General features: G+C 69.4%; 24 protein-coding genes. 13 read left to right on the plus strand and 11 right to left on the minus strand.

Annotation, left to right across the window (positions count from 1 at the left end; all coding sequences use genetic code 11):
* Positions 1 to 84: 84 nt before the first annotated feature.
* Positions 85 to 819, minus strand: coding sequence for an alpha/beta hydrolase (locus ACSVDM_RS19015; RefSeq protein WP_439266713.1), 735 nt, complete (start codon positions 817 to 819; stop codon positions 85 to 87).
* A gap of 174 nt (positions 820 to 993) precedes the next feature.
* Positions 994 to 1,638 (minus strand): TetR/AcrR family transcriptional regulator, encoded by a 645-nt coding sequence (locus ACSVDM_RS19020; RefSeq protein WP_372462148.1) that lies wholly within the window; start codon positions 1,636 to 1,638, stop codon positions 994 to 996.
* A 108-nt stretch (positions 1,639 to 1,746) separates the two neighbouring features.
* Here ACSVDM_RS19020 and ACSVDM_RS19025 point away from each other — a divergent pair, with 108 nt between their 5' ends.
* From ACSVDM_RS19025 to ACSVDM_RS19065, 9 genes are all read left to right on the plus strand, one after another.
* A complete protein-coding gene (locus tag ACSVDM_RS19025) occupies positions 1,747 to 2,574 on the plus strand; it encodes an SDR family NAD(P)-dependent oxidoreductase (RefSeq protein ID WP_439266715.1) in 828 nt (275 codons plus the stop codon).
* 22 nt (positions 2,575 to 2,596) lie between these two features.
* Positions 2,597 to 3,520: a ferritin-like domain-containing protein gene (locus ACSVDM_RS19030; RefSeq protein ID WP_439266717.1), complete on the plus strand. Its 924-nt coding sequence runs from the start codon at positions 2,597 to 2,599 to the stop codon at positions 3,518 to 3,520.
* Positions 3,517 to 4,083, plus strand: coding sequence for an NAD(P)/FAD-dependent oxidoreductase (locus ACSVDM_RS19035; protein WP_439266719.1), 567 nt, complete (start codon positions 3,517 to 3,519; stop codon positions 4,081 to 4,083). Before ACSVDM_RS19030 ends, ACSVDM_RS19035 begins: the two co-directional genes overlap by 4 nt.
* A 64-nt stretch (positions 4,084 to 4,147) precedes the next feature.
* Positions 4,148 to 5,659 carry a flavin-containing monooxygenase gene (locus ACSVDM_RS19040; protein WP_439266721.1) on the plus strand — a complete coding sequence of 504 codons (1,512 nt, stop codon included), beginning with the start codon at positions 4,148 to 4,150 and terminating at the stop codon, positions 5,657 to 5,659.
* The gene (locus ACSVDM_RS19045; protein ID WP_439266723.1) at positions 5,656 to 5,922 is read left to right on the plus strand and encodes a YdeI/OmpD-associated family protein; all 267 of its coding nucleotides are present in this window, start codon (positions 5,656 to 5,658) and stop codon (positions 5,920 to 5,922) included. Before ACSVDM_RS19040 ends, ACSVDM_RS19045 begins: the two co-directional genes overlap by 4 nt.
* A gap of 87 nt (positions 5,923 to 6,009) precedes the next feature.
* Positions 6,010 to 6,651: a fasciclin domain-containing protein gene (locus ACSVDM_RS19050; RefSeq protein WP_439266724.1), complete on the plus strand. Its 642-nt coding sequence runs from the start codon at positions 6,010 to 6,012 to the stop codon at positions 6,649 to 6,651.
* A gap of 116 nt (positions 6,652 to 6,767) precedes the next feature.
* Entirely contained in the window at positions 6,768 to 7,415 is a 648-nt protein-coding gene (sigK, locus tag ACSVDM_RS19055; protein ID WP_439266725.1) for an ECF RNA polymerase sigma factor SigK, read from the plus strand.
* Positions 7,412 to 8,134: an anti-sigma factor gene (locus ACSVDM_RS19060; RefSeq protein WP_439266727.1), complete on the plus strand. Its 723-nt coding sequence runs from the start codon at positions 7,412 to 7,414 to the stop codon at positions 8,132 to 8,134. The genes sigK and ACSVDM_RS19060 overlap by 4 nt, the downstream gene beginning before the upstream one ends.
* Positions 8,135 to 8,163: 29 nt before the next feature.
* Positions 8,164 to 9,702: a molybdopterin-dependent oxidoreductase gene (locus tag ACSVDM_RS19065; protein WP_439266729.1), complete on the plus strand. Its 1,539-nt coding sequence runs from the start codon at positions 8,164 to 8,166 to the stop codon at positions 9,700 to 9,702.
* Between the two features lie 7 nt (positions 9,703 to 9,709).
* Here the strand turns inward: ACSVDM_RS19065 and ACSVDM_RS19070 are convergent, their stop codons facing one another.
* From ACSVDM_RS19070 to ACSVDM_RS19110, 9 genes are all read right to left on the minus strand, one after another.
* On the minus strand, positions 9,710 to 10,660 hold the full coding sequence (locus ACSVDM_RS19070; RefSeq protein WP_439266730.1) for a Ppx/GppA phosphatase family protein: 951 nt from the start codon (positions 10,658 to 10,660) through the stop codon (positions 9,710 to 9,712).
* A 39-nt stretch (positions 10,661 to 10,699) separates the two neighbouring features.
* On the minus strand, positions 10,700 to 11,221 hold the full coding sequence (locus ACSVDM_RS19075) for a DUF501 domain-containing protein (protein WP_067485558.1): 522 nt from the start codon (positions 11,219 to 11,221) through the stop codon (positions 10,700 to 10,702).
* Positions 11,222 to 11,794: an FtsB family cell division protein gene (locus ACSVDM_RS19080; RefSeq protein WP_067485556.1), complete on the minus strand. Its 573-nt coding sequence runs from the start codon at positions 11,792 to 11,794 to the stop codon at positions 11,222 to 11,224.
* A gap of 44 nt (positions 11,795 to 11,838) precedes the next feature.
* On the minus strand, positions 11,839 to 13,125 hold the full coding sequence (gene eno / locus ACSVDM_RS19085; protein ID WP_067485554.1) for a phosphopyruvate hydratase: 1,287 nt from the start codon (positions 13,123 to 13,125) through the stop codon (positions 11,839 to 11,841).
* Positions 13,126 to 13,240: 115 nt separating this feature from the next.
* Entirely contained in the window at positions 13,241 to 13,951 is a 711-nt protein-coding gene (locus tag ACSVDM_RS19090; RefSeq protein ID WP_439266891.1) for a lytic transglycosylase domain-containing protein, read from the minus strand.
* Positions 13,952 to 14,018: 67 nt separating this feature from the next.
* Complete coding sequence (locus ACSVDM_RS19095; protein ID WP_439266732.1) at positions 14,019 to 15,152, minus strand: hypothetical protein; 1,134 nt, start codon at positions 15,150 to 15,152, stop codon at positions 14,019 to 14,021.
* Between the two features lie 66 nt (positions 15,153 to 15,218).
* Positions 15,219 to 17,951 carry an ABC transporter ATP-binding protein/permease gene (locus ACSVDM_RS19100; protein ID WP_439266734.1) on the minus strand — a complete coding sequence of 911 codons (2,733 nt, stop codon included), beginning with the start codon at positions 17,949 to 17,951 and terminating at the stop codon, positions 15,219 to 15,221.
* Positions 17,952 to 18,162: 211 nt separating this feature from the next.
* Positions 18,163 to 19,101: an ABC transporter permease gene (locus tag ACSVDM_RS19105; protein ID WP_439266736.1), complete on the minus strand. Its 939-nt coding sequence runs from the start codon at positions 19,099 to 19,101 to the stop codon at positions 18,163 to 18,165.
* Positions 19,098 to 20,606 (minus strand): ABC transporter substrate-binding protein, encoded by a 1,509-nt coding sequence (locus ACSVDM_RS19110; protein WP_439266738.1) that lies wholly within the window; start codon positions 20,604 to 20,606, stop codon positions 19,098 to 19,100. The genes ACSVDM_RS19105 and ACSVDM_RS19110 overlap by 4 nt, the downstream gene beginning before the upstream one ends.
* A 302-nt stretch (positions 20,607 to 20,908) precedes the next feature.
* On the opposite strand from ACSVDM_RS19110, the gene ACSVDM_RS19115 reads away from it, so the two are divergent.
* The 4 genes from ACSVDM_RS19115 (at position 20,909) to ACSVDM_RS19130 (ending at position 25,441) form a co-directional block, all read left to right on the plus strand.
* The gene (locus ACSVDM_RS19115) at positions 20,909 to 22,024 is read left to right on the plus strand and encodes a TauD/TfdA family dioxygenase (protein WP_439266740.1); all 1,116 of its coding nucleotides are present in this window, start codon (positions 20,909 to 20,911) and stop codon (positions 22,022 to 22,024) included.
* Complete coding sequence (locus ACSVDM_RS19120; protein WP_174550305.1) at positions 21,996 to 23,006, plus strand: ornithine cyclodeaminase family protein; 1,011 nt, start codon at positions 21,996 to 21,998, stop codon at positions 23,004 to 23,006. Before ACSVDM_RS19115 ends, ACSVDM_RS19120 begins: the two co-directional genes overlap by 29 nt.
* A 77-nt stretch (positions 23,007 to 23,083) precedes the next feature.
* Positions 23,084 to 24,382, plus strand: coding sequence for a Y4yA family PLP-dependent enzyme (locus ACSVDM_RS19125; protein ID WP_439266892.1), 1,299 nt, complete (start codon positions 23,084 to 23,086; stop codon positions 24,380 to 24,382).
* Between the two features lie 24 nt (positions 24,383 to 24,406).
* A complete protein-coding gene (locus tag ACSVDM_RS19130) occupies positions 24,407 to 25,441 on the plus strand; it encodes a PLP-dependent cysteine synthase family protein (protein ID WP_067485546.1) in 1,035 nt (344 codons plus the stop codon).
* Positions 25,442 to 25,471 lie beyond the last annotated feature (30 nt).

Below are 25,471 nucleotides of genomic sequence, written 5' to 3' on the forward strand. Positions count from 1 at the left end.
CGCCGACACCGGGTCGGCGGAGACACTTCCGCACGAGGGGCTACTCGAGCGCCCTCACGCCGCGCATGCCGTTGACAGCCGACCTCACGTCAGGTGCCGGGCGAAGAATCGGCCCGCCTCCGCCCCGGCGTACGGCGGGACGCCGGTGTGCCCGCCCATATTGGCGTGCAGCGTCTTCTCCTCGGAACCGAAGGCGTCGAATAGGTCGAGGGCCATTTGGCGGTCGTTTCCTTCGTCGTCCCATTGCAGCAGGACGTGCAGCGGAATTTTGACGTTGCGGGCTTCCTCGAGGATGGCGCGTGGCACGAAGCTGCCGGCGAAAAGGACGGCGGCGGCGATGCGTGGTTCGACGACTGCCAGTCGGGTGCCGATGGAGATGACTCCGCCCGAATAGCCGACCGGGCCACTGATTTCGGGCAGAGCGAGGAGGGCATCCAGGGCGGCTTGCCACTCCGGGACAGCCTCGTCGACCAGCGGAAGGATGAGCCGGTCGACGATCTCATCGGCGACGGGTCCCCCGGCCGCCAGCGCCCGGCGCAGGTCGGCAAGGGCCTGATCGGCGGCGGGGGAACGGGGGCGGTCACCACTGCCGGGGAGCTCGATGGTGGCCGCGGCGTAGCCCGCCGCCACGGTGGGCCGGACCCGGGCGAGCAGGCGCGGGTACGCGTTGCGCAGGCCGATAGGAGGAGGGCCTACGAGGATCAGGGGCGTCGGCGTGGGGACAGACGCCGGCGTCCACAGAATTCCGGGGATGTCGCCGAGGAGGAATTCGCGTTCGAGGATGTCGTCGTCGAGGCGTTGTTCGGTAATGAATCGCACGGTCGTGCCTTTCGGGAGTGCTGATGATCGGCGCTCCCGGACGACCTATCGCCCGACCGTGACTCCAGCGGAGAGCACCCATGTCGATACTGCGTTCACGGGTACCACCTCCTCGTCCACTGTCACGGAATTCGTGAAAGGTAGCAGTGGGCGCCATCGTTCGCCAACGGGTTTTCACCCGCCGATGATGTCCGCGGGCAGGAACATGGCGCCGAGTTGAGTAGCGATGGCGTAGGTGTGTTCGACGAGGCGGGCGGCGTCGACGTCGATGGCACCGGTGCGCCAGGCGGTGAGCAGTTCGATGAAGCCGCCGATGCCTGCCAGGGTGCTCATGCGCACGGCGGTTTCGTCGGCGTCGGGGCGCAGGTGGGGCCAGGCGGCGGCGAGCAGGAGGTCGGTGGCGTCGGTGAGCATGGCTTTGCGGCGTTGCTCGAGGACGGCGCTGCCCGCGTGGTCGGCGAGCAGGATGCGGGCCCGGCCACGCAGGTCGGTCTGCAGTTCGACGGCGCGGGCGATGGCGGCGCGCAGGATTTCCAGGGGGGCGCGGTCGGCGTTGTCGGCCAGGATGGTCGCCAGGTCGGCGAAGACCTCCGCGCACACCTCGTCCCACACCACGGCGAGCAGGTCGTCGCGGTCGGTGAAGTTCTCGTAGAAGTAGCGGTCGTTGAGCGCGGCCCGCTGGCAGACGCCACGCATCGTCACCGCGGCCCATCCGCTGTCGAGCCAGATCTCGAGGGCCGCCGCGATCAGGTCGGCGCGGCGCTGCGCCCTGCGCTCTTCGGCGGTGCGGCCGCCCCAGGTCCGGGCCGGTGCGCGCACATCCATGGTTGACAAAGTACTCCGTCACGCGCCTAATTGGTGTCAGGTGCGGCCAATGGTGGCAGACGACACCAGTTCCGACCGGACCGGTTGAACCAGGGAGTCGCCATGCGCCTGTTTCGTCGTCGTCGAACCGAACACGCCGATGCGGTGGTCACCGGCGCGGGCAGCGGCATCGGCCGCGCCTTCGCCGTGGAACTCGGCAGGCGCGGCGGGCGGGTGGTGTGCTCCGATATCGACGCCGACCGGGCCGCCAAGACCGCCGTGCTGGTGGAGAACGCGGGTGGCAAGGCCGTCGGCGCCCGCTGCGATGTCACCGCGATCGACGAGGTCACCGCGCTGGCCGCCCTGGCACAGGACTGGTTCGGTGGTGCGCCGAGTCTGGTCGTGAACAATGCCGGGATCGGCGCGGGCGGGCCGCCGGTCGGCGAGTTCACCCTCGACGACTGGGAACGCACCCTCGCGGTGAACCTGTGGGGCGTCATCAACGGCTGCCACGTCTTCACACCGATCCTGCGCGCGGCGGGGCGGGGAACGGTGGTCAATGTCGCCTCCGCCGCCGCCTTCGGCGCGGCACCACGGATGGCCGCCTACAACGTGAGCAAGGCCGGAGTGCTCGCGCTGTCGGAGACCATGGCGGCCGAGCTGGCCGGAACCGGCGTCGGCGTGACGGTGCTCTGTCCCACCGCCGTGAAAACCGGGATCCTGCGGTCGGATTCGCCGCTGGACGGCACCGCCGAACGCCTCGGCGGATCGCTCCTGCGGTGGACGGGCCGAGCGCCCGCGAGTATCGCGAAGACCACCCTCGACGCCGTCGACCGTGGCGACCTCTATGTGGTGCCGCAACTGGAGGCCAAAGTGCTGTGGCAGGCCAAACGCTTGATGCCCGCCACCTACACCCGTTCGGCGGGCCTGCTGGAGCGGGTCGTGCGCTGAACCGACCGGAAGGAGACGGACAATGACGTTCGCCTATCCCGACATGCTCGCCACCGTGCGGGCCAAGCAATGGGCCCTGGCCGATATCGACTGGGACGCACCGGGTGCCGAGCTGATCACCGACGAGCAGCGGCCACGACTCGCCGCGTTCATGTCCGATCTGGTGTGGATCGAGCACGTCGGCGCCCGTGGTTTCGCCGCGCTGGTCCAGCAGGCGCCACCGGGTGCGCTGCGCGAGATCTACCGGCACTTCCATGCCGAGGAGCAGAAGCACGCCAATGCCGAGCTGGCGCTGATGCGCCGCTGGGGCATGCTCGACGACGACGCGATGCCGGTGCCCAACAAGAACATTCGACTGGTGATCAGCTGGCTCGATCGCTACGCCGAGCACATGACCCTGCCCGTCCTCGGCACCGTCATCCCGTCCCTGGAGACGGCGCTGGACGGTGCGCTGGTGAAGTTCCTGCTCGACGAGGTCGATGATCCGGTGTGCCACGAGGTGTTCCGGCACATCAACAGCGACGAGTCCCGGCACCTGGCCGTCGGCTTCCAGGTGCTCGAGCAGCTCGGCGCCGGACCGCTGCGCAAGATCGCCATCGAGACAGCGGGTTTCGCGGCGCGCCCGTCTTTCGTGCTCGGCGCGCTGCTCTACGCACCGCTGTTGTCGCGGATGGCGGCCAATATCGTGGCGCTCGGTCTGGACGAGGAAAAGCTGTGGAACGCGGTGCGGCGCTACGAGACCGTCGGCGAGCGCAGCCCGCGGATCCGGCGGCTGCCGCTCTATCACGTGGTGCGGTTGCATGCGAAGGCGACGATCGACCACCGGCAGCCGTTCCAGTTGCTCGCCGATGTGTCCAGTGCCTGTATCGACAGGTTCCCGGTCCGGGTGCTCGGTCACCGTCCGTCGTGGGTCCGCGAGCTCACCTACGATCCGGTCGCGAAATGACCGGGCTCCCCGGCACATTCGACGGCCGGATCGTGCACCACCACGAATTCCACCCGCGCCGCGAGTTCACCGGCGAGCGGGTGGCGATCATCGGTTCCGGCGCGGCGGCGGCACGACTACTGCCCGGCATCGCGGCCGAGGCGGCGCGGGTGACGGTGTTCCAGACCGAGGCCGTCTGGATCGTGCCGCGCGCACCCCTGCCGCCCGCTGCCCTGCGGCACGCGCCGGATGGTCTGGTGCGACTCGTCGCACGCGCCAATCTCCGTTGGCAAGTGCGTGATTCGTGGCTGCGGTACCGGCTCACGCCCGACGACGACGCGGGCGTCGCCGTGCACGACAGCTACTACCGCACGCTGCGACAACCGCACTGCCGGCTGGTCACCTGGCCGATCGCACGGCTCGCCCCGCTCGGCGTGCGCACGGTCGACGGCATCGAGCACCGGGTCGACACCATCGTCTTCGCCGACGACTCCCACCACGTCGTGCGCACCATCGGCCGCGGTCACCATCTGCCCGCGACAGCCGCCAGGGTCGGCGCGGCCGACAGAAAGGAATCAGCGTGAGCGAGCGAATCAGCTACCTGCGCGCCGTGCGAACAGCGCGACCGAATCTCGGCGAGGCAACGGCATGAGCACCATCGATCACGAGATCATCATCGTCGGCGCGGGCTTCTCCGGCATCGGTGCCGCGATCGCGCTGCGCGAGGCGGGTTTCGAGGACTTCCTGATGGTCGACGACGCCGACGGGGTCGGTGGCACCTGGCACTGGAACACCTATCCCGGTGTGGCCGTGGACATCCCGTCGTTCAGTTACCAGTTCTCCTTCGATCAGCGGACCGAGTGGTCGCGGGTCTACGCGCCGGGCCGTGAACTCAAGGCCTATGCCGAATCCTGTGTGGACAAGTACGGTCTGCGCCCGCGCATCCGGTTCGGCACCACCGTGGTCGCCGCCGATTTCGACGCCGACGGCGACCGCTGGGTGTTGCGCACCGCCGACGGCGCCGAGCTCACCGCCCGGTTCGTGCTGAGCGCGACCGGTGTGCTCACCCGCCCGAAACTGCCCGACATCCCCGGGATCGAGACCTTCGCTGGGACCACCGTGCACACCGCGCGCTGGGATCACGGCCTCGACCTGCGCGGCAAGCGGGTCGCGATCATCGGGACCGGGGCGTCGGCGGTGCAGGTGATCCCGGAGATCGCGCCGCTGGTCGAGCACCTCACCGTCTTCCAGCGCACCCCGATCTGGTGCCTGCCCCGCCCCGATCTGCCCATGCCGCCACCCGCGCGCTTGGCGCTCCGCCTGCCCGGCGGCCGCACCCTCACGCGGCTCATCAGCCAGACCTACGTCGAGGTCACCTTCCCCCTGGCCGCCCACTACCACCGCTCGCTGCCCACCGCCGCGATCGGCGAGCGCGCCGGGCTGGCCCACTTGCGCCGCCAGGTGAAGGACCCAGCCGTGCGCGCGAAGCTGACCCCGAACTACGCCCTCGGCTGCAAACGGCCGAGCTTCTCCAACGACTACCTGGCCACCTACAACCGCGCGAACGTCACGCTGGAAACCGCGCCCATCACCGAGATCACCGCGACCGGCGTGTGCACCGCGAGCACCGAACATCCGGCCGACGTGCTGATTCTCGCCACCGGCTTCAAGGTGATGGAGTCGGGCAATATGCCGACCTACGACCTGCACGGCGTCGACGGCCTCGACCTGGAGAAATGGTGGGACGAGAACCGGCTGCAGGCCTACGAGGGCGTCAGCGTGCCGGGATTCCCCAACTATTTCTCCATCATGGGCCCCTACGGCTACAACGGCGCCTCGTATTTCACCCTCATCGAGAACCAGACCCGCCACATCCTGCGCTGCCTGCGCCGCGCCCGCAGCACCGGAGCCACCCGTGTGGAGGTTCGCCGCGAGGCCAACGACCGGTTCTTCCGCGAGGTGCTGGCCCGCCGCGGCGGCCAGGTGTTCTGGCAGGACAGCTGCGCCGACGCGAACAGCTACTACTTCGACAAACACGGCGATGTGCCCCTTCGCCCGTCCTCCACCCTGGAGGCGGCCTGGCGCAGCGGTCATTTCGACCTGTCCGACTACATGTTCACCGCAGCCGGCCGAGCACTGAGCGCTACCGTGGAAACATGAGCAGTCCAACGGTGCCGGGTGGGGTCGTGCACGAGCTGCCCGCCGATCTGCGGACCGCGCTGGCGAGCAATCCCGCCGCGCTGGCCGCGTGGCGCGACATCACGCCACTGGCTCGCAACGAATTCATCTGCTGGGTCGAAGACGCCAAGCAGGCCGCGACGCGGGAGCGGCGAATCCGGCGGACCCAGGAGGAGCTCGAAGAGGGCCAGCGGCGGCCGTGCTGCTGGCCCGGATGCCAGCATCGGGAACGCACCGGCAAGTAGCGCCCATCCGGGCCGGGTGGCTGGCCGAAATCCTTCCGTCAAACAGCTGTGCGGCTGCGACCGCCTCGACGGAAGTGATGGAAGAAGATGCGATCTGTACGTAATTCCCTGATGGCGGCCCTGCTGCTCGGTTCGGTGGTCGGCATGACGGCCTGTTCACAGGACGACGAGGCCGACACGGCGACAGCCGCGAGCACCACGGCGGCCACCTCCTCGGCGATGGGCACCCCGGCAGCCTCGGGTCCGGTCGGACCCGGATGCGCGGAGTACGCGGCCCAGGTGCCCTCCGGCCCCGGCTCGGTGGCGGGCATGGCGCAGGACCCGGTCGCCGTCGCGGCGTCCAACAATCCGATGTTGACCACCCTCGTGTCGGCGGTATCGGGCAAGCTCAACCCGGACGTGAACCTGGTCGACACTCTCAACGGCGGACAGTTCACCGTGTTCGCACCGGTCGACTCGGCGTTCGCGAAGATCGATCCCGCCACCGTCGAGTCGTTGAAGACCGACTCCGCCACCCTGACCACCATCCTCACCTACCACGTGGTCCCCGGCCGGATCGAGCCCCAGCAGATCCCCGGCACCCACGCCACGGTGCAGGGCGCCGATGTGAAGGTCAGCGGTTCCGGCGACAACCTGACCGTCAACGACGCGAAGGTGCTGTGCGGCGGCGTGCAGACCGCCAACGCCACCGTCTACATGATCGACACCGTCCTCATGCCACCGTCGTGAACGCGCGGGCACTGGCGCGGACCGAGGGGTGGGGAGAAGAATTTCGGCATGACACCCATCCGGCGGCGCGGGTGAGCCGAAATCCCTCCCATGCGCATGGAAACAGGGGCCCGACGATGACGAATGGCCCGGGATCCTCGCCGATCCGCCTGCGATCGGTGCCGACCGACCCGCCCACGTGTCCGCCGGATCGTGGGGCGGACCGGGCTGTGCAGGCCCGGCTGGTGACCCTGCTCGACGACGTCGCCGCCGGTAGCAGACCCGCGTTCACCGAGTTCTATCGAACGACCAGCCCGCGGGTCTTCGGGCTCGCACTGCGAGTCGTGCGCAGTCACGCCCTCGCGGAGGAGATCGCTCAGGAAGTGTTCCTGCAGGTCTGGTCGTTGGCCTCGGACTACGACCAGGACCGGGCGAGCCCGATCGGCTGGCTGATGATGCTCACCCATCGTCGCGCGGTCGACCGGGTGCGCGCCGAACAGTCGGCCACCAGCCGCGACATCGTGTTCGGTCACTGCCACCTCGGCCGCGATCACGACGTGGTGTCCGAGGAGGTCACCCAGCGCCTCGACGAGCAGTCGGTACAGGACTGCCTGGAAACGATGACCGCCCTGCAGCGCGAGGCGGTCGCGCTCGCCTATTACAGCGGGCGCACCTATGCCGAGGTCTCCGAGACCCTGGCGGTGCCGTTGCCGACGGTGAAGAGCCGGATCCGCGACGGTTTGAAAAGGCTCGAGAATTGTTTGACCGGAGGGACTTCCCGATGAACGAGACGGATCGGCGGACCCCCTGGTCATGGTTCGACGAGGCCTACCCCTACGCACTGGACGCGCTCGACGCCCAGGAGCGTGCCGACATCGATGAGCGGCTACGGGCGGCGGGCCCGGCGGTGACGGCCGAGTTCCACGCGAATGTGCGGCGCATCCAGGAGACCCTCGCGGCGTTGACCAGCATGGACGTGGCCGCACCGCCCGCTCGGCTCGAGACCGCGCTGATGGAAGCGCTCGACCGGCGTGATTCCGTTCGACCGCACACGATTTCGCGGGAACGGCGGCCGCTTCGGTGGCTCGCGGCCGCGGCGGCAGCGGTGGTGGTCGCCGGTGCGGCGGTGGGAATAACGGTCGCGGTCGACCGGGCGAACGACGCACCCGCCGCGATCACCGCGCAGCAGGTGCTCGAGCAGCCCGACAGCCGGGAAAGTTCGGCCCCGGTCACCGGTGGCGGCGAGATGACAGTGCATCTGTCGAAGGAGCTCGGTGCGGCGGCGGTGGCCTTCCACGATCTGCCCGTCCTGCCCTCGGATCGGACCTATCAGCTGTGGCGGGTACCGCCCGCCGGGCAACCGGAATCGGTGGCGGTGCTGGCCGGACAACCCATGATCGTGACCCCGGTCCAGGCGGCGGACACCCTGGCCGTGACGATCGAACCGGCAGGCGGATCGCCGACGCCGACACCACCGGTCCTCGCCGGGGTGAAAGTCGGCTGATCGGGCAGCCACATCCTCAGGAGGTCAGCATGATTCACCGCGCACCCCGCGAACTGGGGCACCTCGCGGCCGCGGCAGCCGCGACGGTGGCCGCGGCCACCGTGCTGGCCGTCGGCCATCTCGTCGCGGTGTTCGTGGCTCCCGCCGCGTCGCCGTTCTTCGTGCTCGGCGCCACCGTCGTCGACAACACGCCGAAGTGGTTGAAGGACAGCGCGATCCGCTGGTTCGGCGCCAACGACAAACTGGCGCTGGCCATCTCGATGGGCGCGGTGATGGTGGTGGCGGCGAGTCTGCTCGGTGAGCTCGCCCGGCGTCGCTTCGCCCTCGCGGCGGGCGTGCTCACCGTGCTCGGCGTGATCGTCGCCTTCCTGGCGCTGCGGCGTCCGAGTGCCACATTCTGGTTCGCGGTGCCCGCGCTCGCCGGAACCCTCGCCGGTGTGGCCGCGCTGACCGTGTTGTTCGTGAGCTTCTCGGGGTCGGAGCCGGAACCGGCCACCGGGCCGAGCAGGCGTGGTTTCATGCTGGCCCTGGGTGGGGTGACCGCAGGCGTCGTCGCGGCAGGCGTGGCCGGGCGCTACCTCGCCACCCGCTTGCGCGATATCGCCGCCGACCGCGCCGCATTCCTGTTGCCCCGGGTGGCGAAACCGGCACCGCCGGTGTCGGCGGAGATGGATCTGCCCGTTCAGGGGATCACCCCGTTCGTCACCGACGCCGACGAGTTCTACCGCGTCGACACCGCCCTGCAACTGCCCTCGCTGACCCGCGGCGAGTGGCGACTGCGCATCCACGGCATGGTCGAGCGCGAGATCCGGCTGGACTATGACGAACTGCTGGCACGCGACGCCGTCGAATCCGTCATCACGCTCACCTGCGTCTCCAACGAGGTCGGTGGTGACCTGCTCGGCACGGCCCGCTGGACCGGGTACCGGCTGGCCGACCTACTGGCCGAGGCGGGTCCCTCCCGCGACGCCGATATGGTGCTGTCGCGCAGCATCGACGGCTTCACCGCGAGCACCCCGCTGGCCGCCCTCACCGGCAACCAGGACGCCCTGCTCGCGGTGGCCATGAACGGCGAGGCCCTCCCGGTGGCGCACGGTTATCCGGCCCGGATGATCGTCCCCGGTCTCTACGGATACGTCTCGGCGACCAAGTGGGTCGTCGACCTCGAGGTGACCCGCTTCGATCGCGCCGAGGCCTACTGGACCCGTCGCGGATGGGCGCCGACGGCGCCGATCAAGACCGCCTCGCGGATCGACGTCCCCGCGGCGTTCGCGACCCTGCCCTCGGGCCCGGTCGTCGTCGCGGGCGTCGCCTGGGCGCAGGGCCGCGGTATCCGCGCGGTCGAAGTGCAGGTCGACGACGGCGCCTGGCAGCAGGCCACCCTGGCCGAGGCCTACTCGATCGACACCTGGCGCCAGTGGACCTGGCGCTGGGACGCCTCCCCCGGCACCCACTCCCTGCGGGTCCGAGCCACCGACGCCACCGGCTATGTCCAGACCGACGAACGAGTCCCGCCCTTCCCGGACGGTTCCACCGGACACCACAGCCGAGTGGTCACCATCCGCTGAGCCGCTGCTAGCCCAGGATCGACATGGCGATGCCGTCGAGGATGTCGTGTTCGCTGACGACGAGTTCGGTGACGCCCGCTCGCGCGGCGAGTTCGTCGGCCAGCACCTCGGTGATCACCGCTCCGCCGCCGATCACGTCGACGCGGCCGGGGTGCATGGGCCCGAGGGCGGCGCGTTCGTCGTGGTTCATGGCGACCAGGCGGTCGCACACCTGGTGCACCTCGTCGAGGCTCAGGCGGGTGAGATGCACACGCTCCGAGTCGTATTCGGGAAGGTCGAGGGCGACGGCGGTGATGGTGGTCATGGTGCCCGCGACACCGACCCAGGTGCGCACTTTGTCGACCGGGACCTTCGCGAACGCTTCGTCGAGCTTCTCCTGCGCGAATTCCTTTGCCGCCGAGATCTGTTCGGCCGTGGGTGGGTTGCCGGGCAGGCAGCGTTCGGTGATGCGCACGCAGCCGATATCGGCGGAATAGGCGGCTTGCACACCCTTTTCGTCGCCGACGACGAGTTCGGTGGAGCCGCCACCGAGGTCGACCACAACGAAAGGTCCGGCATCGGCGGACAATTCACCGACTGCGCCGGCGAAGGACAGCCGAGCTTCTTCGTCACCGGTGATGACTTCGGCGACGGCACCCTCGACCACGCGGCCCAGCTCGGTGCGGGTCATGGAGAAGAAATCGTCCCGGTTGGCGGCGTCGCGGGTGGCCGAGGTGGCCACCATCCGCACGCGCGAAACGCCTTGCGCCAGCATCACATCGACGTAGTCGGCCAGCGCGGCGCGGGTCCGTTCGATCGCCTCGGGGGCGAGTCGTCCGGTCGCGTCGACACCCTGGCCGAGTCGCACGATGCGCATCTCGCGGTGCACATCGGTCAGCGCGTTGTCGGCGCCGACTTCGGAGATCAGCAGACGGATCGAGTTGGTTCCGCAATCCACTGCGGCGATGCGCTCACTCATGAGTGTTCCTCCAGGTCTCGACCAGCTGCTGTCCCGCGATTATGCCTGTTCGTCGGACTTGCGGGCAGCGGGCCAGTCGGCGGGAACGGCGGTCCCGCGCAGCCCGGCGTCGGCGGCCAGGGCCACGGACTCGTCACCGAGCGGGTTCACGCCCGGCCCCTTGGCCAGGGAATGCGCGATAAGCACGTGCAGGCACTTGACCCGGTCGGGCATGCCGCCGCCGGTGAAATCCGTTCCGAGCGACTCGATCTCGTTGCGCTCGGCCAGGTAGCTCTCGTGCGCGGCGCGGTAGGCGGCGGCCAGTTCGGGGTCGTGGGCGAGGCGCTCGGTCATCTCCCGCATCACCCCGGCCGACTCCTGCCTGCTCGCCTCAGCGGTCAGCCGGGGGTCGGTGAGGTAGTACAGCGTGGGGAACGGGGTGCCGTCGGGCAGACGCGGCGCGGTCTTCACCACGGCGGGCAGACCGTCCGGGGTGCGGTAGGCGATCGCGAGGACTCCGCGCGGCTCGCGGCCCAGTTGCCGAGCGATGATCTCGAGGTCGCGCTCGTTCGGTGCGGTCACCTACGGTCCTTCCGGTGCTGGTTCGGAGATGCTGCGCCACAGGTCGGTGTACCAGGGGTCGGGCTCCGCTGTTCGGGTACTCATCGGCGGCGGTGCAGGCGCCTCGATGCCGGGAACCTGCACGATGTAAGGGGTTTCGCCGGGCATCACCAGCCGCAGCCGTTCACGGGCCTCGGTGCGGATGTAGGCCGGATCCTGTTGCTGCGCACGACGATCGCGCAGCGCGGCCAGGTCGGCGTCGAGTTCCGCGCGTTCCTCGGCCAGCGCGGCCGCCTCGGCACGCTGACTGAAGTACGTACGCGTCGGCACGGCGAGGGTGAGCGCCAGCCCGCACAGCACGGCGGCCAGGATCACCGCCTTGCCGGTGGAGAGCCCGAGGATCGTGTGTTCGGTGCGTTCCAGCTTGCCGCTCGGCTTGCGGGTGGCCGTTTCCGGCCGCCGCCGGGTGGTGCGTTTGGCGGCGGTCGGACGGCCGGGTGTGTCGAGCGGACTGGGGCGTGAGCGCGCGGCCCGCGACGTGCGCCGGTCGCCTCGTCCACCCGGACTGGTCCCCCGCGCACGTCGCTCGGTCATTGGCGCTCTACCCCATCATCTCCAGGTCCCGCGGTACTTCTTGTTCAGAACTCGCCGGTGAAACGCGGGAAGGCCACGTCGCCGGCGTAGCGTGCCGAATCACCGAGGGCGTCCTCGATGCGCAGCAGCTGGTTGTACTTGGCGACCCGCTCCGAACGCGCGGGGGCGCCGGTCTTGATCTGGCCGGAACCGACGGCGACCGCGAGATCGGCGATGGTGGTGTCCTCGGTCTCGCCCGAACGGTGCGACATCATGGTCTTGTAGCCGTTGCGGTGGGCCAGGTCGACCGCGTCGAGGGTCTCGGTGAGGGTGCCGATCTGGTTGACCTTCACCAGCAGCGCGTTGGCCGCGCCCTTGGCGATGCCCTCTTCCAGGCGCTCCGGGTTGGTGACGAACAGGTCGTCGCCGACGAGCTGCACCTTGTCGCCGATGGCGTCGGTGAGCGCGACCCAGCCGTCCCAGTCGTCCTCCGACAGCGGGTCCTCGATGGAGACCAGCGGGTACTGGGTGAGCAGCTCCTCGTAGAACTGGCCCATCTCCTCGGCCGAGCGGACCTTGCCCTCGAACTTGTAACCCTCACCGGGGGTGTAGAACTCGGTAGCGGCCACGTCGAGCGCGAGCGCGACATCGGTGCCGAGCTTGTAGCCCGCCTTCTGGATGGCCAGGCTGATCAGGTCGAGCGCTTCCTTGGTGCCCGCGACGTCGGGGGCGAAGCCACCCTCGTCACCCAGGCCGGTGGACAGGCCCTTCTCCTTGAGCACGGCCTTGAGCGAGTGGTACACCTCGGTGCCCCAGCGCAGCGCCTCGCGGAAGGTGGGGGCGCCGATCGGGGCGACCATGAATTCCTGCACGTCCACACCGGTGTCGGCGTGCGCGCCACCGTTGAGGATGTTCATCATCGGCACGGGCAGCACGTGGGCGTTCGGGCCACCCAGGTAGCGGAACAGCTCGAGGCCCGAGGACTCGGCGGCACCGCGCGCCACGGCCAGCGAGACGCCGAGCAGGGCGTTCGCGCCGAGGCGTGACTTGTCGGGGGTGCCGTCCAGATCCAGCAGGACCTGGTCGACGGTGCGCTGCTCGACGGCGTCGAGGCCGATGATGGCGGGCGCGATCTCGTCGAGGACACCCTCGACGGCCTTGGTGACGCCCTTGCCGTTGTAGCGGTCGCCACCGTCGCGCAGCTCAACGGCCTCGTGCTCACCGGTGGACGCGCCGGACGGCACGTCTGCCCTGGTCAGGGTGCCGTCGTCGAGGGCGATCTCGACCTCGACAGTGGGATTGCCGCGCGAATCCAGAATCTCGCGAGCTCCGACCTGTTCGATGATGGCCACGAAAACGACTCCTTACGACGGAAAGGCACGGTAGGTCTCACGGGATGGTCCGTGCGCAGCCGAGCCTATCGTCTCGCGGTGGCAGGCAGTAACCGGCACTCCGGGCAGGTGGCGACTAGGCGCGGCGCCCGATGCTGTAGGCGGCGGCCCGATCCCGCACGACCAGCATGTACTTGTTCGACTGGTTGTAGGCGAACAGGGCACGCTGCCAGCCGTCGGCCGAGGTCAGGTTGCCGCCGCGGGTGCAGAGGTAGCGGGCGGCGGTGAGGGCGGCGTCGTCGATGTTCTGGGGGTCGAGGACGCCGTCGCCGTTGGCGTCGACGGCCCAGCGCTGCCAGGTCTCGGGGATGAACTGCAGCGGGCCGACCGCCCGGTCGTAGGCGGTGTCGCCGTCGAGGCGGCCGCCGTCGGTGTCGCGGATGACGGCATTGCCCTTGGTCCCGTCGAGGGCGACACCGATGATCGGCGGGCGAACGGTTCCGTCGGCGTCCACGTCGGCGCCGCGGTGGGTGCCGTGCCCGCTCTCCACGCTGGCGATGCCCGCGATGGTCGTCCACGCGATGCCGCACTCCGGAGCCGACCTGGCGAGCACGGCGGCGGCGTAGCCGTAGGCCTCGAGGGCCACCGGTGCGATGCCGAGCGCGTCGGACTGCTCGTCGGCCCAGCCGCGCAATTGCGTGGCGGCGCGACCCGGTGCGTCGATATCGATGACGGGTAAGGCCACGCCGGGGCCCGGTGGCATGTCACCGGGAATCGACGCGAGCGAACTGCACCCCGTGAGCAACGCGGCCACCGCCACGGCGACGATGACGCCGGCTTTCTGCACAGACACTCAACCAATCATCCAGATCAGCGCGCCGCCATGCACATCTCACAGTGACTTCTCAGAGTTCTCAGGTCGCGACCAGGCAGATGGTCGAGCCGTGGGAGACGCCCGCCTCGCGTGACATTCGCGCCTCGCCGGCCGAACATCCGATGTTCGCTTCGTCGTACACGGACGTGACGCGACCGTCGGCACTGCTGTCGTCACAGCTCACCAGTCTCGGCAGGCCAGCGGTGCCCGCGTAACCGGTGACGCAGTCGCCGGGCCGGGCGTAACCGAGGTGGTTCTGGTCGATCGGCCCCAGGCAGACGACGACGCGCAGGTCGGTGTTGTCGTTGAGCGAGACCGATGCCGCGTTGGCGTTGGTGACCTCTTCGCATTTCGGGTCGGCCGGTTCGGTGTACTGGGTCCGTACCGAGAGCACCCGGTGCGTGGCGGAGCGGTGCGCGCACGCGATCGTCTTCATCGACACATTCGAAGCGCATTCGCCCACAAAGGCTCCCGCCATCGAGTCGGAGTCCTCGGCGGGTTTCGTGCAGATCACCACGGCACGGCCACCAAGGGACGACTGGGCGTAGGCTTCGCGGGTTTCCGGGTGGGATTCGCAGGCCCGATCGGTGACCGGGACCTTGACGTGCAGCTCGGTGGCGATCACAACGTGCGGTCCGCCGGTGAATCCGCATGTGCTGCGTTCGATTTCGCCGCCGGACTTGCGCACATCGATGCAGTCGCCGGGGCGAAGTCCGCCCGCGTCGGTCGCGTTCTTCTCGGTCGGTTCGAGGCACAGCACGGTGTCGCTGTCGGTGGGGCTCGGGTCGGCTACCGCACGGGTCGCCTTCTCGAATTTCATGCAGGACAGGGCGAACGGGTGCTGCATCGGTTGCCTGGCGTGCACCCGGTATACGGCGAGGTCGTCGGCGCAGGCGTATTCGACGGGCAGTTCGTCCCGGCTCACGCAATCGCCGACGGCCATGCGTGGATCGCCGGGCCGGGTGAGGAGGTAGCCCGTGACCGCTCCGGCGGCGGTGAGCAATACGACGACGGCGACGATCGCGAGCAGCACCGGGGATCTACGACGCGATGGGGTCGGTTCCGGCGCGGGGTTCGGAGACGATTCGCCCCACGGCCGCACCACCGGAATGCCGGTCGACGGTGGCGGGCTCGGCGGCACAGCGCCCTCATGCGGAGGGGCAGGGTGGGTCATCGGGGTTCGTCTCCTTGAAAACGCTTGGGGGACAACCCGATGTGATCGACTCCTGCCGCCGCGCCGTTACACCAGCAGCTCCGCGGTGGCGCGGTGCGCCGGAGCGGCGAGAACGATTGCGGGATCACCTCTTTCGACGACCTCGCCGTGGTCGAGGACCAGCAGGTCGGTGCAGTGCCTGGCGACCAGAGCCATGTCGTGGCTGATGAGCAGGACGGCGGTGCCGTGCTCGGTGCGCAGGCGGTCGAGCAGGGTCATGACACCCGCGGCCGTGTGCTGGTCGAGGGCGGTGGTGATCTCGTCGCAGATCAGGACGGCCGGATCGGCGGCGAGAGCTCGCGCCAGGGCCAGGCGCTGACGTTGTCCGCCAGACAGTTCGTGTGGTCGCCTGCTCGCGAGGTCGGCAGGCAGGTCCACATCGGCCAGCAGGACCTCGACCCGCTTGCGCACATCCGGTTTCGGCACGCGGGCGATCCGCCGCAGTGGCCGGGCCAGGGTCTGTTCGACGGTTCGGCGAGGATTCAACGCTGCCAACGGATTCTGCGTGACCAGCTGAATACCCTTGGCCCCCGGCTTGATCCGTCGCCGTTTCCCGACCGGCGCCCGCACCGCGCCTGCTTCGACAACGCCCGCGACCCCGATCTGCAAGCCGGCGATCACCCGCGCCAACGTGGTCTTGCCCGCCCCCGAAGGCCCGACCACCGCCAATGCCGCCCCCTCGCGCACTTCCAGATCGATCTCACCGAGAATCCGGTGGTTGTCGGCTGCGGCGGTGATCCCCTTGGCGGACAGCGCGATTCCCGGCCGTTCCCGCCCGTCGGTCGCGGGACTCGCAGGTCCGGCGAAACCCTCGGCAACCGGGATCTCGCCGCGCGGCGCCTGGTCAGCTGACCCAGCGGCCCGGTCGTCCTCGGGCTCAGCGGTGCGGCGACCGGCTGTGCGCTGAACAGCTGCAAGCGTGGCGCCGTCATCCGTCGACGCGTCACCTCGTTGGCGGCTGTACGGCATTGCCTTCTCATCGTGCCCGATCGGCGCCGAGCCCACCCGGCGGGATCGCGGTACGGCGCTGGGTGGATGGACTTCGATCACCGTGTCGGCGATGGCATGGACGGTGGTGGTGTCGTGGCCGGATAGCAGGACGGCGGTGGCGTCGGTGACGGCGAGATCGGCTATGAGCCGCGCTATTTCGGTGCGCAAGGCGCCGTGCAGACCGGCGAGGGGTTCGTCGAGGACGAGGACGATCGGACGGCGGAGGAGGGCGCGGGCCAGGGCCACCCGGCGTTGCTGGCCACCGGACAGGCGACCGACGCGGCGCCGCAGGAACGTCTCGTCCAGCCCGACGCGATCGAGCATCGCTTGTCGTTCGGCCTCGGAACTGGTGGGTGCGGCTTCGGCGAGGAGCGCACCAACGCGCAGGAGGGGGTTCAGCTCGGACCCGGGATCCTGGCCGACGTAGGCGATCCGCTCGCGCCGGAAAGTCCGCAGCGCACGGGGATCGAGCCCGAAGACGTCGTGTCCGGCCACCAGAACCGTGCCCGCACACCGCATCCCGGCGGGCACGTGCCCCAGCAGCGCGCGCATCGCCGTCGACTTGCCCGCCCCGGACGCCCCGGTCAGCGCCGTCACGGATCCCGCCTTCAGCCGGAACGACAACGGCGCCAACAACACCGCCCCCGCAGCGCTCACCACCGTCAGCCCATCCACCACCGCCGCATCCCCGGCGTCGACCGCCGCGGGGTGTCCATTCCGCCGCCCGCTGGACACGAGTCCGTCCATCACCGCCTGCTCTACGTCGGTGGGCGATGCTGTCTCATCCGGCATCCCAGCGGGGTTGCCCGCTTGATCGCGCTGCCCGCCGAAACCGGAAAGCTGCACGTCACCGCGGCTGCCCGCGGCGACCATCGCACCTCGATCGGGGACGTAGTCAGTGGCTCCAGCCCGTCGGCGTCGGGCAGCATCACGCGCGGACCCGGCGGTGACCACCAGGTTCACGCCGACGGCGACGATCGCGATGGCGGCGCTGGGGGCCAGCACCGCCCAGGGGTTGAGGAGGATGCCGGAGGCGTTGTCGCGGACCATGATCGCCCAGTTGTCGGCCCCGAGCGCGGGCACACCGAGGAAGGAGACGGTACTCACCAGATAGATCGCCACGACGAAACGCAGGCCGAGCTGGGTGGTGAAGACCGAGCGGAGGTTGGGCAGGATCTCACGGAACACCAAGTAGGGCAGTGATTCTCCGCTGGCGACGGCTGCTTCGACATAGCCGGTGGCGGCGATGCTCGCGGCCGAGGCGGCGAAGATCCGTGCGCAGTACGGCACTCCGAACACCAGCGACACCACGATCAACGCCGCTACCCCACCCTGCGGCCAGGCGGTGAGCACGAGCAGGATGCCGAGCACGGCGGGCAGGAGAATGACGAGGTCACCCGCGAGTTCGATCACCGAACCCGCCCGCGGTCGCACGGCGGCGACCGCCCCGAGCACCGCCGACAACACGGTCACCGCCACCGCGATCACCGCCGAGACCACGAGCAGCTGCGTCCCCCCGGTCAGCAGGTGACTGAACACATCGCGCCCGAGCCGATCGGTGCCGAGCACCGCACCCCCACCCGGCTCCGCGAACGGGATCCCCACCGCCTCTTCCGCCCCGTGCGGCGCGAACAGCGGGCCGACCAGCGCACCCAACACCACCAGCCCCACCCCGAAACCCGTACCCCACCGCCACGAACGCACAACTCCCCCGAAGCGCCCCGCCGTGCGCGAAGCGCTCCGGCCGAGCCCCCACCTTTCCGTACCCATCACGCCACCTCCACGGATTCCCCGAAGCCCCAGCCCTCACGCCGGGCTCTCCTCGGAATCCACCGGTCCACACCGATCACACTCGTCTTCCTCGACACGCCCGCCCTGCGCACCTCACCCCCACAAGACTTGGACATTTGATCACCACGCTCTGGCGGCGGCATCGGCCGAGTAGCTCCCGCCACCAGCGCGTGGTGATCTCGAGCGCCGGTCATCGGGCGCCCCGGGTGGACCAGGTGCGGACGAAGTCGGCGCACGCGAGCAGCAGCATGATGACGATGGCGGTGAGGGCGACCACGGCGGCGACGGTCGCGGTGTCGCGGTCGGCCACCGAGCCCGCGAGTACGGCACCGACGCCGGGGTAGTTGAAGAGGGTTTCGACGACCAGGGCGCCGCCGAAGAGCATGCCGACGGAGGTCGCGTACCCGGCGACGATCGTGGGGGCGGCGAAGGGGAGCATGTGCCGGAGCAGGATGGTGCGGCGCGGAAGGCCGTCCAGGACAGCACTTTCCACATGCGGTGCCGCGGCGACGTCGAGCAGCGCCGACCGCACCACCCGCGTGTTCCAGCCGATCTGGGGAATCGCGAGCGCGAGCACCGGAAGCACGAGCATCTCGGGGCCCGCCGGGAATCCGGCGCGGTCGGTGATCGTCACGGCGGGCAACCAGCCGGTGGCCAGGGAGAACACCAGGATCAGCACGGTGCCGCAGACGAATTCGGGGACGGCGACGGCAATGGTGGTGGTCGGCTGCAGGATTCGCGAACCGAAAGCCTTGGGCCGCATCGCCCACCAGCAGCCGAGGGCGAGCGAGCACACCACCGTGAGCAGCAGGGCGATCCCGCCGAGCAGCAGCGTCTGCGGGAACTTGTCGGCGAGCATGTCACCGATCGAGTTGCCGCGTGCGGTCCGGCCGAAATCACCGGTCAGCACACCGGTGATCCAGTGCCAGAACTGGACCGGCAGTGCGCGATCCAGACCGAGCTCGTGTTCCTTGGCGGCGAGCTCGGCCGCACCGGCCTCCCTGCCCAGCACCGAGCGGGCCGCGCTGCCGGGCAGCAGGTCCACCGCGACGAACACGATGGCCAGCAGGGTCACCAGCAGCACGACCCGGCGCAGGGCGGGCAGGGCGAACGCTCTCACGGCACTCACGCCAGCCAGGCACGTTCCAGCTGGACGCGGGCGAAACCGCCGAGAGTCGGCAGCCCGCGCACGGACGCGGCGGCGATGTCGACACCGTCGGCCATGCCCCACACCAGGTAGCCACCGCGCTCGAACTGGATGCGCTGCAACTCACGCACCGCACGGCCGTATTCATCGCCCGTCGCGGCGAGCGCCTTGGCGTTGGCGGCATCGAATTCCGGGTCACGGAAAGCGGTTTCGTTGCGGTTGGAGCCGGAGGTCATCAGCTTGTCGGCCAGGAAAAGCACCGAATCGTTGGTGCCCCAGGACACGGTGTAGAGCGGGGCGTTCAACCAGGTCTGGTCGTAGAACGCGGCCGACTCCACCGTCTGCACGTCGAGGCGGACACCGATCTCGGCGAGCTGGGTGGCGATCACCTTCGCCGACTCGACCTCACCGGGCACCTCGACCTTGGTGACGAACGGGTAGCTGCGTCCGGTATCGAAATTCGCCTCGCGCAGCAGGGCTTTCGCTCGCTCGATATCGCGACCGCGGCGCAGCGAGGTGTCGTAGAGCGGGTCGGCGGTACCGAGCACATCGGCGGCGACCGTGCCGAACCCGGAGTGCACCTGGTTGACCAGCGCCTCCCGGTCCACGCCCAGCCGCAACGCGGTGCGCACCCGCGCGTCGGCGAACGGCCCGTCGGCGGCGCGCATCGCGACACCGAGCATGGTGTCGTCCGGGCGGCGGATCACCTGCAGGTCGCCGCGACCGGCGGCGGTGCGGCCCGCGATGGCGCCCACATTGGAGGCCAGGTCGATCTGTCCGCCGAGCACCGCGTTGCCGAGCGCGGTGACGCTGTCGAACATGGTCACCTCGATGGCGTCCAGCGACGGCGGGGTGCCGTGCCAGTTCTCGTTGCGCACCAGGCGGGCATTGCCGTTCTGGTAGGACTCGAGCCGGAACGGACCGGAGCCGACGGCGGCGGCGAAGTCGGTGGTGCCCTGCGGGACGGTGAAGGTCATCAGCCGAAGCAGCAGCGGCAGTTGGGTATTGGGTGCGGGCACGGTGAACACCACGCGGTTCGGGCCGTCGGCGACGATGTCGTTCTCGGCGACCGGCATCTTCGACGCCCCGCCCACCGACCGCAGCCGCCGCATCGACCACACCACGTCCTCGGCGGTGACCGGCGCGCCGTTGTGGAACTTGGCGCCCTCGGCGATGGTGAAGGTCCAGCGGCGGTTCTCGGCGTCGGCCTCCCAGCGCGAGGCCAGGCGCGGCACGACATTCGGATCGTCGCCGGGAACGGTCAGCGCGTCGTAGACGAGCGAGGCGATCAGGAAGTCGCTCTCGTTGCTGAGATTGGCGTGCGGATCGCGTTCACTGCGCGCGGCGGTGCCGAGCGCGCCGACGCGCAGCGTGCCGCCCGGCTTGACGGTTCCGTTCGACTCCTCGCCGCTGGTGCACGCGGCGGCCAGCAGCACTGCGGTGAGACCGATGCCGGATTGCAGCAACTGCCTGCGTGTGAAACCCATGGTGTTCCTCCTCGAGCGGCGGGCGCCGAACCCCTTCACCGGGCGCCGCAAACTAGGCGAGGCTAGCCTAAAACAGTGGCCCGGTGGTGGTCTTCCTTTCGACCGAGACCGTTCCGCCACGCCGCCCACGGCCCCCGATTCGGCGACTGCCAGCGACTTCGGGTAGAAATCAGCGTCATACCCATAAGCTATTTGCCATGAGAGCATGTTAGGTAAGTCTTGCCTAATCCATTGCCAGGCACTACCTTCGCTCATCGAGTCTCCACCACCCGCGTTCGACCGATGCGAAGAAGGGAAGGCCGGTGAAAAGCGTTCTCTCCGAACGTAAAACGATTCACCTGCACGACATCGAGTACCGCGAGTTCGAGCCGGACGCCGCCCAGGCCGTTCGCCGCCTCGCCGCCGAGATCCGACATCAACTGAGTGACCTACCGCATACCGAGACCCTGCACGACCCCGCCCTGCTGGCCGAGATCGATCGGCGCGCCGGCGAACTCCCCGCATCCGTGCGACACGCCGTGCGCCCACCCGCCACCGCGGCGGGCGCGACCGTGGTGCGTGGACTGCGCGTGAGCGACGCCGAATTCGGCCCGACGCCTGCGGATTGGCAGCGCGCGGCCGTCTCGGCGGGCGATTCGACCCACCTCGGTTCGCTGGAACTCGACATCGTCCTGCTGCTGCTCGCGCGGTGTGCGGGTGAGCTGTTCGGTTGGCTCGGTCAGCAGAACGGGCGGCTGGTCAACAACATCGTGCCCGCCGCCGGACACGAACACGAACAGTCCGGTGCCAGCAGCGCGACGCTGCTGAGCCCGCACTCCGAGGACGCCTTCCACGCCGAACGCGCCAATCTGCTGATGCTGGCGTGCGTGCGTAATCCCGACCGGGTGGCAACCACCGTGTCCTCGATCCGCGAGGTCGAACTCAGCGACGAGGACCGCCGCATCCTGGCCACCCCGACGGTGCCGATCCTGCCCGATGTCTCCTACGGCACCGACTTCGGATCGTTCGCACCACCGCTGCCTACCGTCTGGGTAGACGAAAACGGTTGCGACACCATCAGATACGACCCCGCCTACACCCCGCTCGACGACGCCGACCCGGCGTTCCGCGCGGCCTACGCCCGGCTCACCGCCGAACTCGCGCGCGTCTGTCACGCTCCGGCGCTTGCCCCCGGCGAGCTCCTGCTCGTCGACAACGATGTGGCCGTGCACGGCCGGGTGCCGTTCCGCGCCCGCTACGACGGCACCGATCGGTGGCTCAAGCGCGTCAATATCCGCCTGCCGGAACGTCGTCGGCGGAGCGAGGAAGCGTCCGAGAATGGGTACGGGCAAGAGGTGATCGCGCCGTATCGGGCGCGCACCGATCGGACGGCAGGGCAGGACAGTGCAGATGAACGAGGATCCGTTGAACAACCGTGACCGCAGCGTCGGGCTCCGAGTGCTCTCGCGCAGCGATCTGGCCGATGTACCGATCACGCCCGCCGAGGTGGTACGGGCCGTCGAGGAGGCCTATCTCGCCTTCGCCGCGGGCGAATCCGACAACCCGCGCAAGCTGAGCGTCGCCGATCCTGGTGGCTCGTCGGTGTCCTACGCGATGCTCGGCCGCGACGGTCGCCGCCGCGTGGTGGCGATGAAGACCTCCTACAAGTTCGACCCGGGACACGACCGCAGCACCAAGCGGTACTACACCACCATCACCCTCTACGACGACACCACCGGCGCCCCCATCGCGATGATGGATTGCGCCCGGGTCGGCGCGTTGCGCACTCCGGCGGTGTCGGCACTGCTGGTGCGCGAGACGGTCCGCCGCGGTGCGGAGAGCGCGTTGCTCATCGGTACCGGAACGCAGGGGCGCAACGCGCTGCCTCACCTGCTCGCGGCGAACCCGCAGCTACGCAAGCTGATGGTGTACGGAACGCACGCCGAGGGCCTGGCGGCGGTGCACGCGCAGCTGGCCGCCGAGGTGCCGCACGCAGTACTGGAACAGGTGGACGATCCCTACGCGGCGGCACCCACCGCCGATGTGGTGCTGGCGACGGCCGGTCCCGGCACGGAGGTCGCGCTCGAATCCTCCCATCTGGCACCGGGTTCCGTCGCGGTGCTCGTGGGTTACGGGCTCGCACCGTCGACGCTGGTCGACGCCGATCGGGTGGTGGCGACCAGTGCCGCACAGATGGCGCTGACCGGCACCGACATGGCAGGCCCCGACGGCACGCTGCGCTCGGTCGACGCCGAACTCCCCCAGATCCTCACCCGCGCGGCCACGGCTCGCCGCTCCGACGACGAGAAGATCTTCGTCTACAACAGCGGGCTGGTGCTCACCGATATCGCGGTAGCGCATGCGCTGGCGGCGCGCGCGATCGCCGAGGGGCGGGGCACGGAGGTGCCGCTGTGGGATTAGCCGGAACCGATTCCGCCCAGGTCGTCGACGAATACCGTTCCAGCGCAACCGATGACCCGCCCCATTGCGCACCACCGATGCCCGCCTACATCGATGCGGTGGAGCAACGGCTGCTCGATGATCCACTGCTGCTCGGCGACATCGCCGAAGCGGTCGGTGGACCGTTCCACGTGCTCTTCCCGGAGCGGGTCGCGGTGAATGTCGGGGCTTTCCGGTCGGCGTTCACCGCCGCGGGGGTCGACGGGTTCGTCTACTTCGGGAAGAAGGCGAACAAGGCGGCCTGTGTGGTCCGGGCCTGCGCGGAATCCGGTGCAGGAGTGGATGTGGCCAGTACCGGCGAGCTCGTGGCGGCGCTGGCGCAGGGCGTGCGCGGCGAGGATCTGATGGTCACCGGCCCTGCGAAGTCCGACGATCTGCTGTGGCTGGCCGCACGTCATGGCGCGCTCATCGCGATCGATGCCGTCGACGAACTCGACCGGCTCGCCGCGCTCGACCTGCCTGCCCGGATCGTGCTTCGTGTGCTGCCGGAGGGATCGACGAGCCGGTTCGGTCTGGATCGCCGGGAACTCCAGCAGGCGATCGGAGCCGTGACTCCGGGCGGACCGATCAGCTTGTCCGGCTTCAGTTTCCATCTGTCGGGTTACGAGGCCACCGCCCGCGCCGAACAAGCAACGGCTCTGGTCGACTACTGCCTGAGGGCACGATCCGAGGGCCATCCTGCCGACATCATCTCGATCGGCGGCGGCTTCGGCGTGGACTACCTCGATGCCGATTCGTGGTCCCGCTTCCGGGAGACGCTCAGCGACAAGTGGTTTCACGGCAGCGCGCCTGCGGAGGACTACTACCCTTATCACTTCCCGTCACCAGGTGCCGACATGCTCAGCGCCGTCCTCGCGCACAACGGTCTCGCGAAACGGCTGCGCGACAACGGCATACGCCTGGCTGTCGAGCCGGGACGCGCTCTGCTCGATCGCGCGGGCAGTTCCGTCTTCCGCGTGCAGGGCGTGAAAACCCGGACGACACAGGGTCACCCGTACGACATCCTCACCGTCGACGGCACCAGCCTGAGCCTGTCCGAACAGTGGTTCGCCAGCGAATACCTGCCCGACCCGGTGCTGTGGCCGCAGCGACCCGGCGCGACCACCCCCACCTGCGTCGGCGCGACGACCTGCCTGGAATCCGACCTCCTCAGCAGGCGGCGAATCCCGCTGCCCCGCCGCGCTCACGTCGGCGACCTGCTGATCTACCCGAACACCGCCGGGTATCAGATGGATTCCAACGAGTCACCGTTCCACGAACTCCCCCTGCCGCCCAAGGTCGTGCTGCGTGAGCGCGCCGACCGGCTGCGCTGGACCCTCGACACCACTTCCCGCTGATCCACTCCCGATGGAGGAAACCCCATGGCTCTCGTCACGCGCGTGACGGATCTGATCGGCCGCACTCCCCTGTTCGAGCTGGCCGTCACCGACAGCGGCACCCGCCTGCTGCTCAAGCTCGAACAGTTCAACCCCACCGGCGCCGCCAAGATCCGCATGGCCCGCTCGATGGTCGACGATGCCGAGCGGCGCGGTTTGCTGCGCGATGGCGGGCATATCATCGAATCTACGTCCGGCAATACCGGGCTCGGCTTGGCGGTGGTCGCGGCCGAACGTGGCTATCGGTTCACCGCCGTGGTCGACAACCACGCCTGTAAGGACAAACTGCGCGCGATGAAGGCCATGGGCACCGACCTGGTGTTCGTCGCCGACGACGGTGACGACGAACTGGCCACCTCGGCACGGGAGGACCTCGCCGAGGCGATGGCCGCCGCCCGCGACGACGCCTTCTTCACCGAACAGCACAACAACGACGCCAACGCCGTCGGCTACTACGCGGTCGCCGAGGAATTGCTGGCCGAGGTGGAGCGGGTCGACATCCTGCTGTCGGCGGTCGGCACCGGCGGGTCGCTGTTCGGCACCGCCACCCGCCTGCGCGAACTCGGCTGCGTGCCGAAGGTGATCGGGGTCGAACCGGTCGGGTCCATCGCCTTCGGCGGCGAGGGCGGCCCGTACTGGCAGTCGGGCACCGGCACCCCGCCGGGCGCCACCATCGGCACCGCGGTCGACTACAGCCTGCTCGACGAGGGTGTGAAGGTGAGCGATGTCGACGCGTTCGCCACCGCCCGCGCCGTCGCCAGGACACACGGTCTGCTGATCGGTGGTTCCGCGGGCGGTTCGGTGCACAATGCTCTGGCCCGGCTCGAGGAATTCCCGGCCGGTTCCACCGTGGTCACCATCGTGTGCGACGGTGGCGAGAAGTACTTGGACACCGTGTTCGACGACGACTGGATGAGCGCGCGCGAGTTGCTCGATCCGGCCGCCGAATGCGAGGTCACCACACTGCTGCGCCGGTACTCACCGCTGCGGCGCCACGACGAACTGATGGAGGTCAGGTGAGCGCGATCGCGCGCGAAACGGAGACCGGGG

Source organism: Nocardia sp. JW2, from assembly GCF_051843015.1.
Classification (GTDB): domain Bacteria; phylum Actinomycetota; class Actinomycetes; order Mycobacteriales; family Mycobacteriaceae; genus Nocardia; species Nocardia coubleae.

Coding starts and splice junctions, on each gene's coding strand:
- sigK (WP_439266725.1), top strand. CDS start 6,768: ATGACGAATGGCCCGGGATCCTCGCCGATCCGCCTGCGATCGGTGCCG.
- ACSVDM_RS19060 (WP_439266727.1), top strand. CDS start 7,412: ATGAACGAGACGGATCGGCGGACCCCCTGGTCATGGTTCGACGAGGCC.
- ACSVDM_RS19130 (WP_067485546.1), top strand. CDS start 24,407: ATGGCTCTCGTCACGCGCGTGACGGATCTGATCGGCCGCACTCCCCTG.
- ACSVDM_RS19070 (WP_439266730.1), bottom strand. CDS start 10,660: ATGAGTGAGCGCATCGCCGCAGTGGATTGCGGAACCAACTCGATCCGT.
- ACSVDM_RS19030 (WP_439266717.1), top strand. CDS start 2,597: ATGACGTTCGCCTATCCCGACATGCTCGCCACCGTGCGGGCCAAGCAA.
- ACSVDM_RS19045 (WP_439266723.1), top strand. CDS start 5,656: ATGAGCAGTCCAACGGTGCCGGGTGGGGTCGTGCACGAGCTGCCCGCC.
- ACSVDM_RS19110 (WP_439266738.1), bottom strand. CDS start 20,606: ATGGGTTTCACACGCAGGCAGTTGCTGCAATCCGGCATCGGTCTCACC.
- ACSVDM_RS19065 (WP_439266729.1), top strand. CDS start 8,164: ATGATTCACCGCGCACCCCGCGAACTGGGGCACCTCGCGGCCGCGGCA.
- ACSVDM_RS19080 (WP_067485556.1), bottom strand. CDS start 11,794: ATGACCGAGCGACGTGCGCGGGGGACCAGTCCGGGTGGACGAGGCGAC.
- ACSVDM_RS19050 (WP_439266724.1), top strand. CDS start 6,010: ATGCGATCTGTACGTAATTCCCTGATGGCGGCCCTGCTGCTCGGTTCG.
- ACSVDM_RS19035 (WP_439266719.1), top strand. CDS start 3,517: ATGACCGGGCTCCCCGGCACATTCGACGGCCGGATCGTGCACCACCAC.
- ACSVDM_RS19120 (WP_174550305.1), top strand. CDS start 21,996: ATGAACGAGGATCCGTTGAACAACCGTGACCGCAGCGTCGGGCTCCGA.
- ACSVDM_RS19040 (WP_439266721.1), top strand. CDS start 4,148: ATGAGCACCATCGATCACGAGATCATCATCGTCGGCGCGGGCTTCTCC.
- ACSVDM_RS19095 (WP_439266732.1), bottom strand. CDS start 15,152: ATGACCCACCCTGCCCCTCCGCATGAGGGCGCTGTGCCGCCGAGCCCG.
- ACSVDM_RS19100 (WP_439266734.1), bottom strand. CDS start 17,951: ATGGGTACGGAAAGGTGGGGGCTCGGCCGGAGCGCTTCGCGCACGGCG.
- ACSVDM_RS19025 (WP_439266715.1), top strand. CDS start 1,747: ATGCGCCTGTTTCGTCGTCGTCGAACCGAACACGCCGATGCGGTGGTC.
- ACSVDM_RS19125 (WP_439266892.1), top strand. CDS start 23,084: ATGCCCGCCTACATCGATGCGGTGGAGCAACGGCTGCTCGATGATCCA.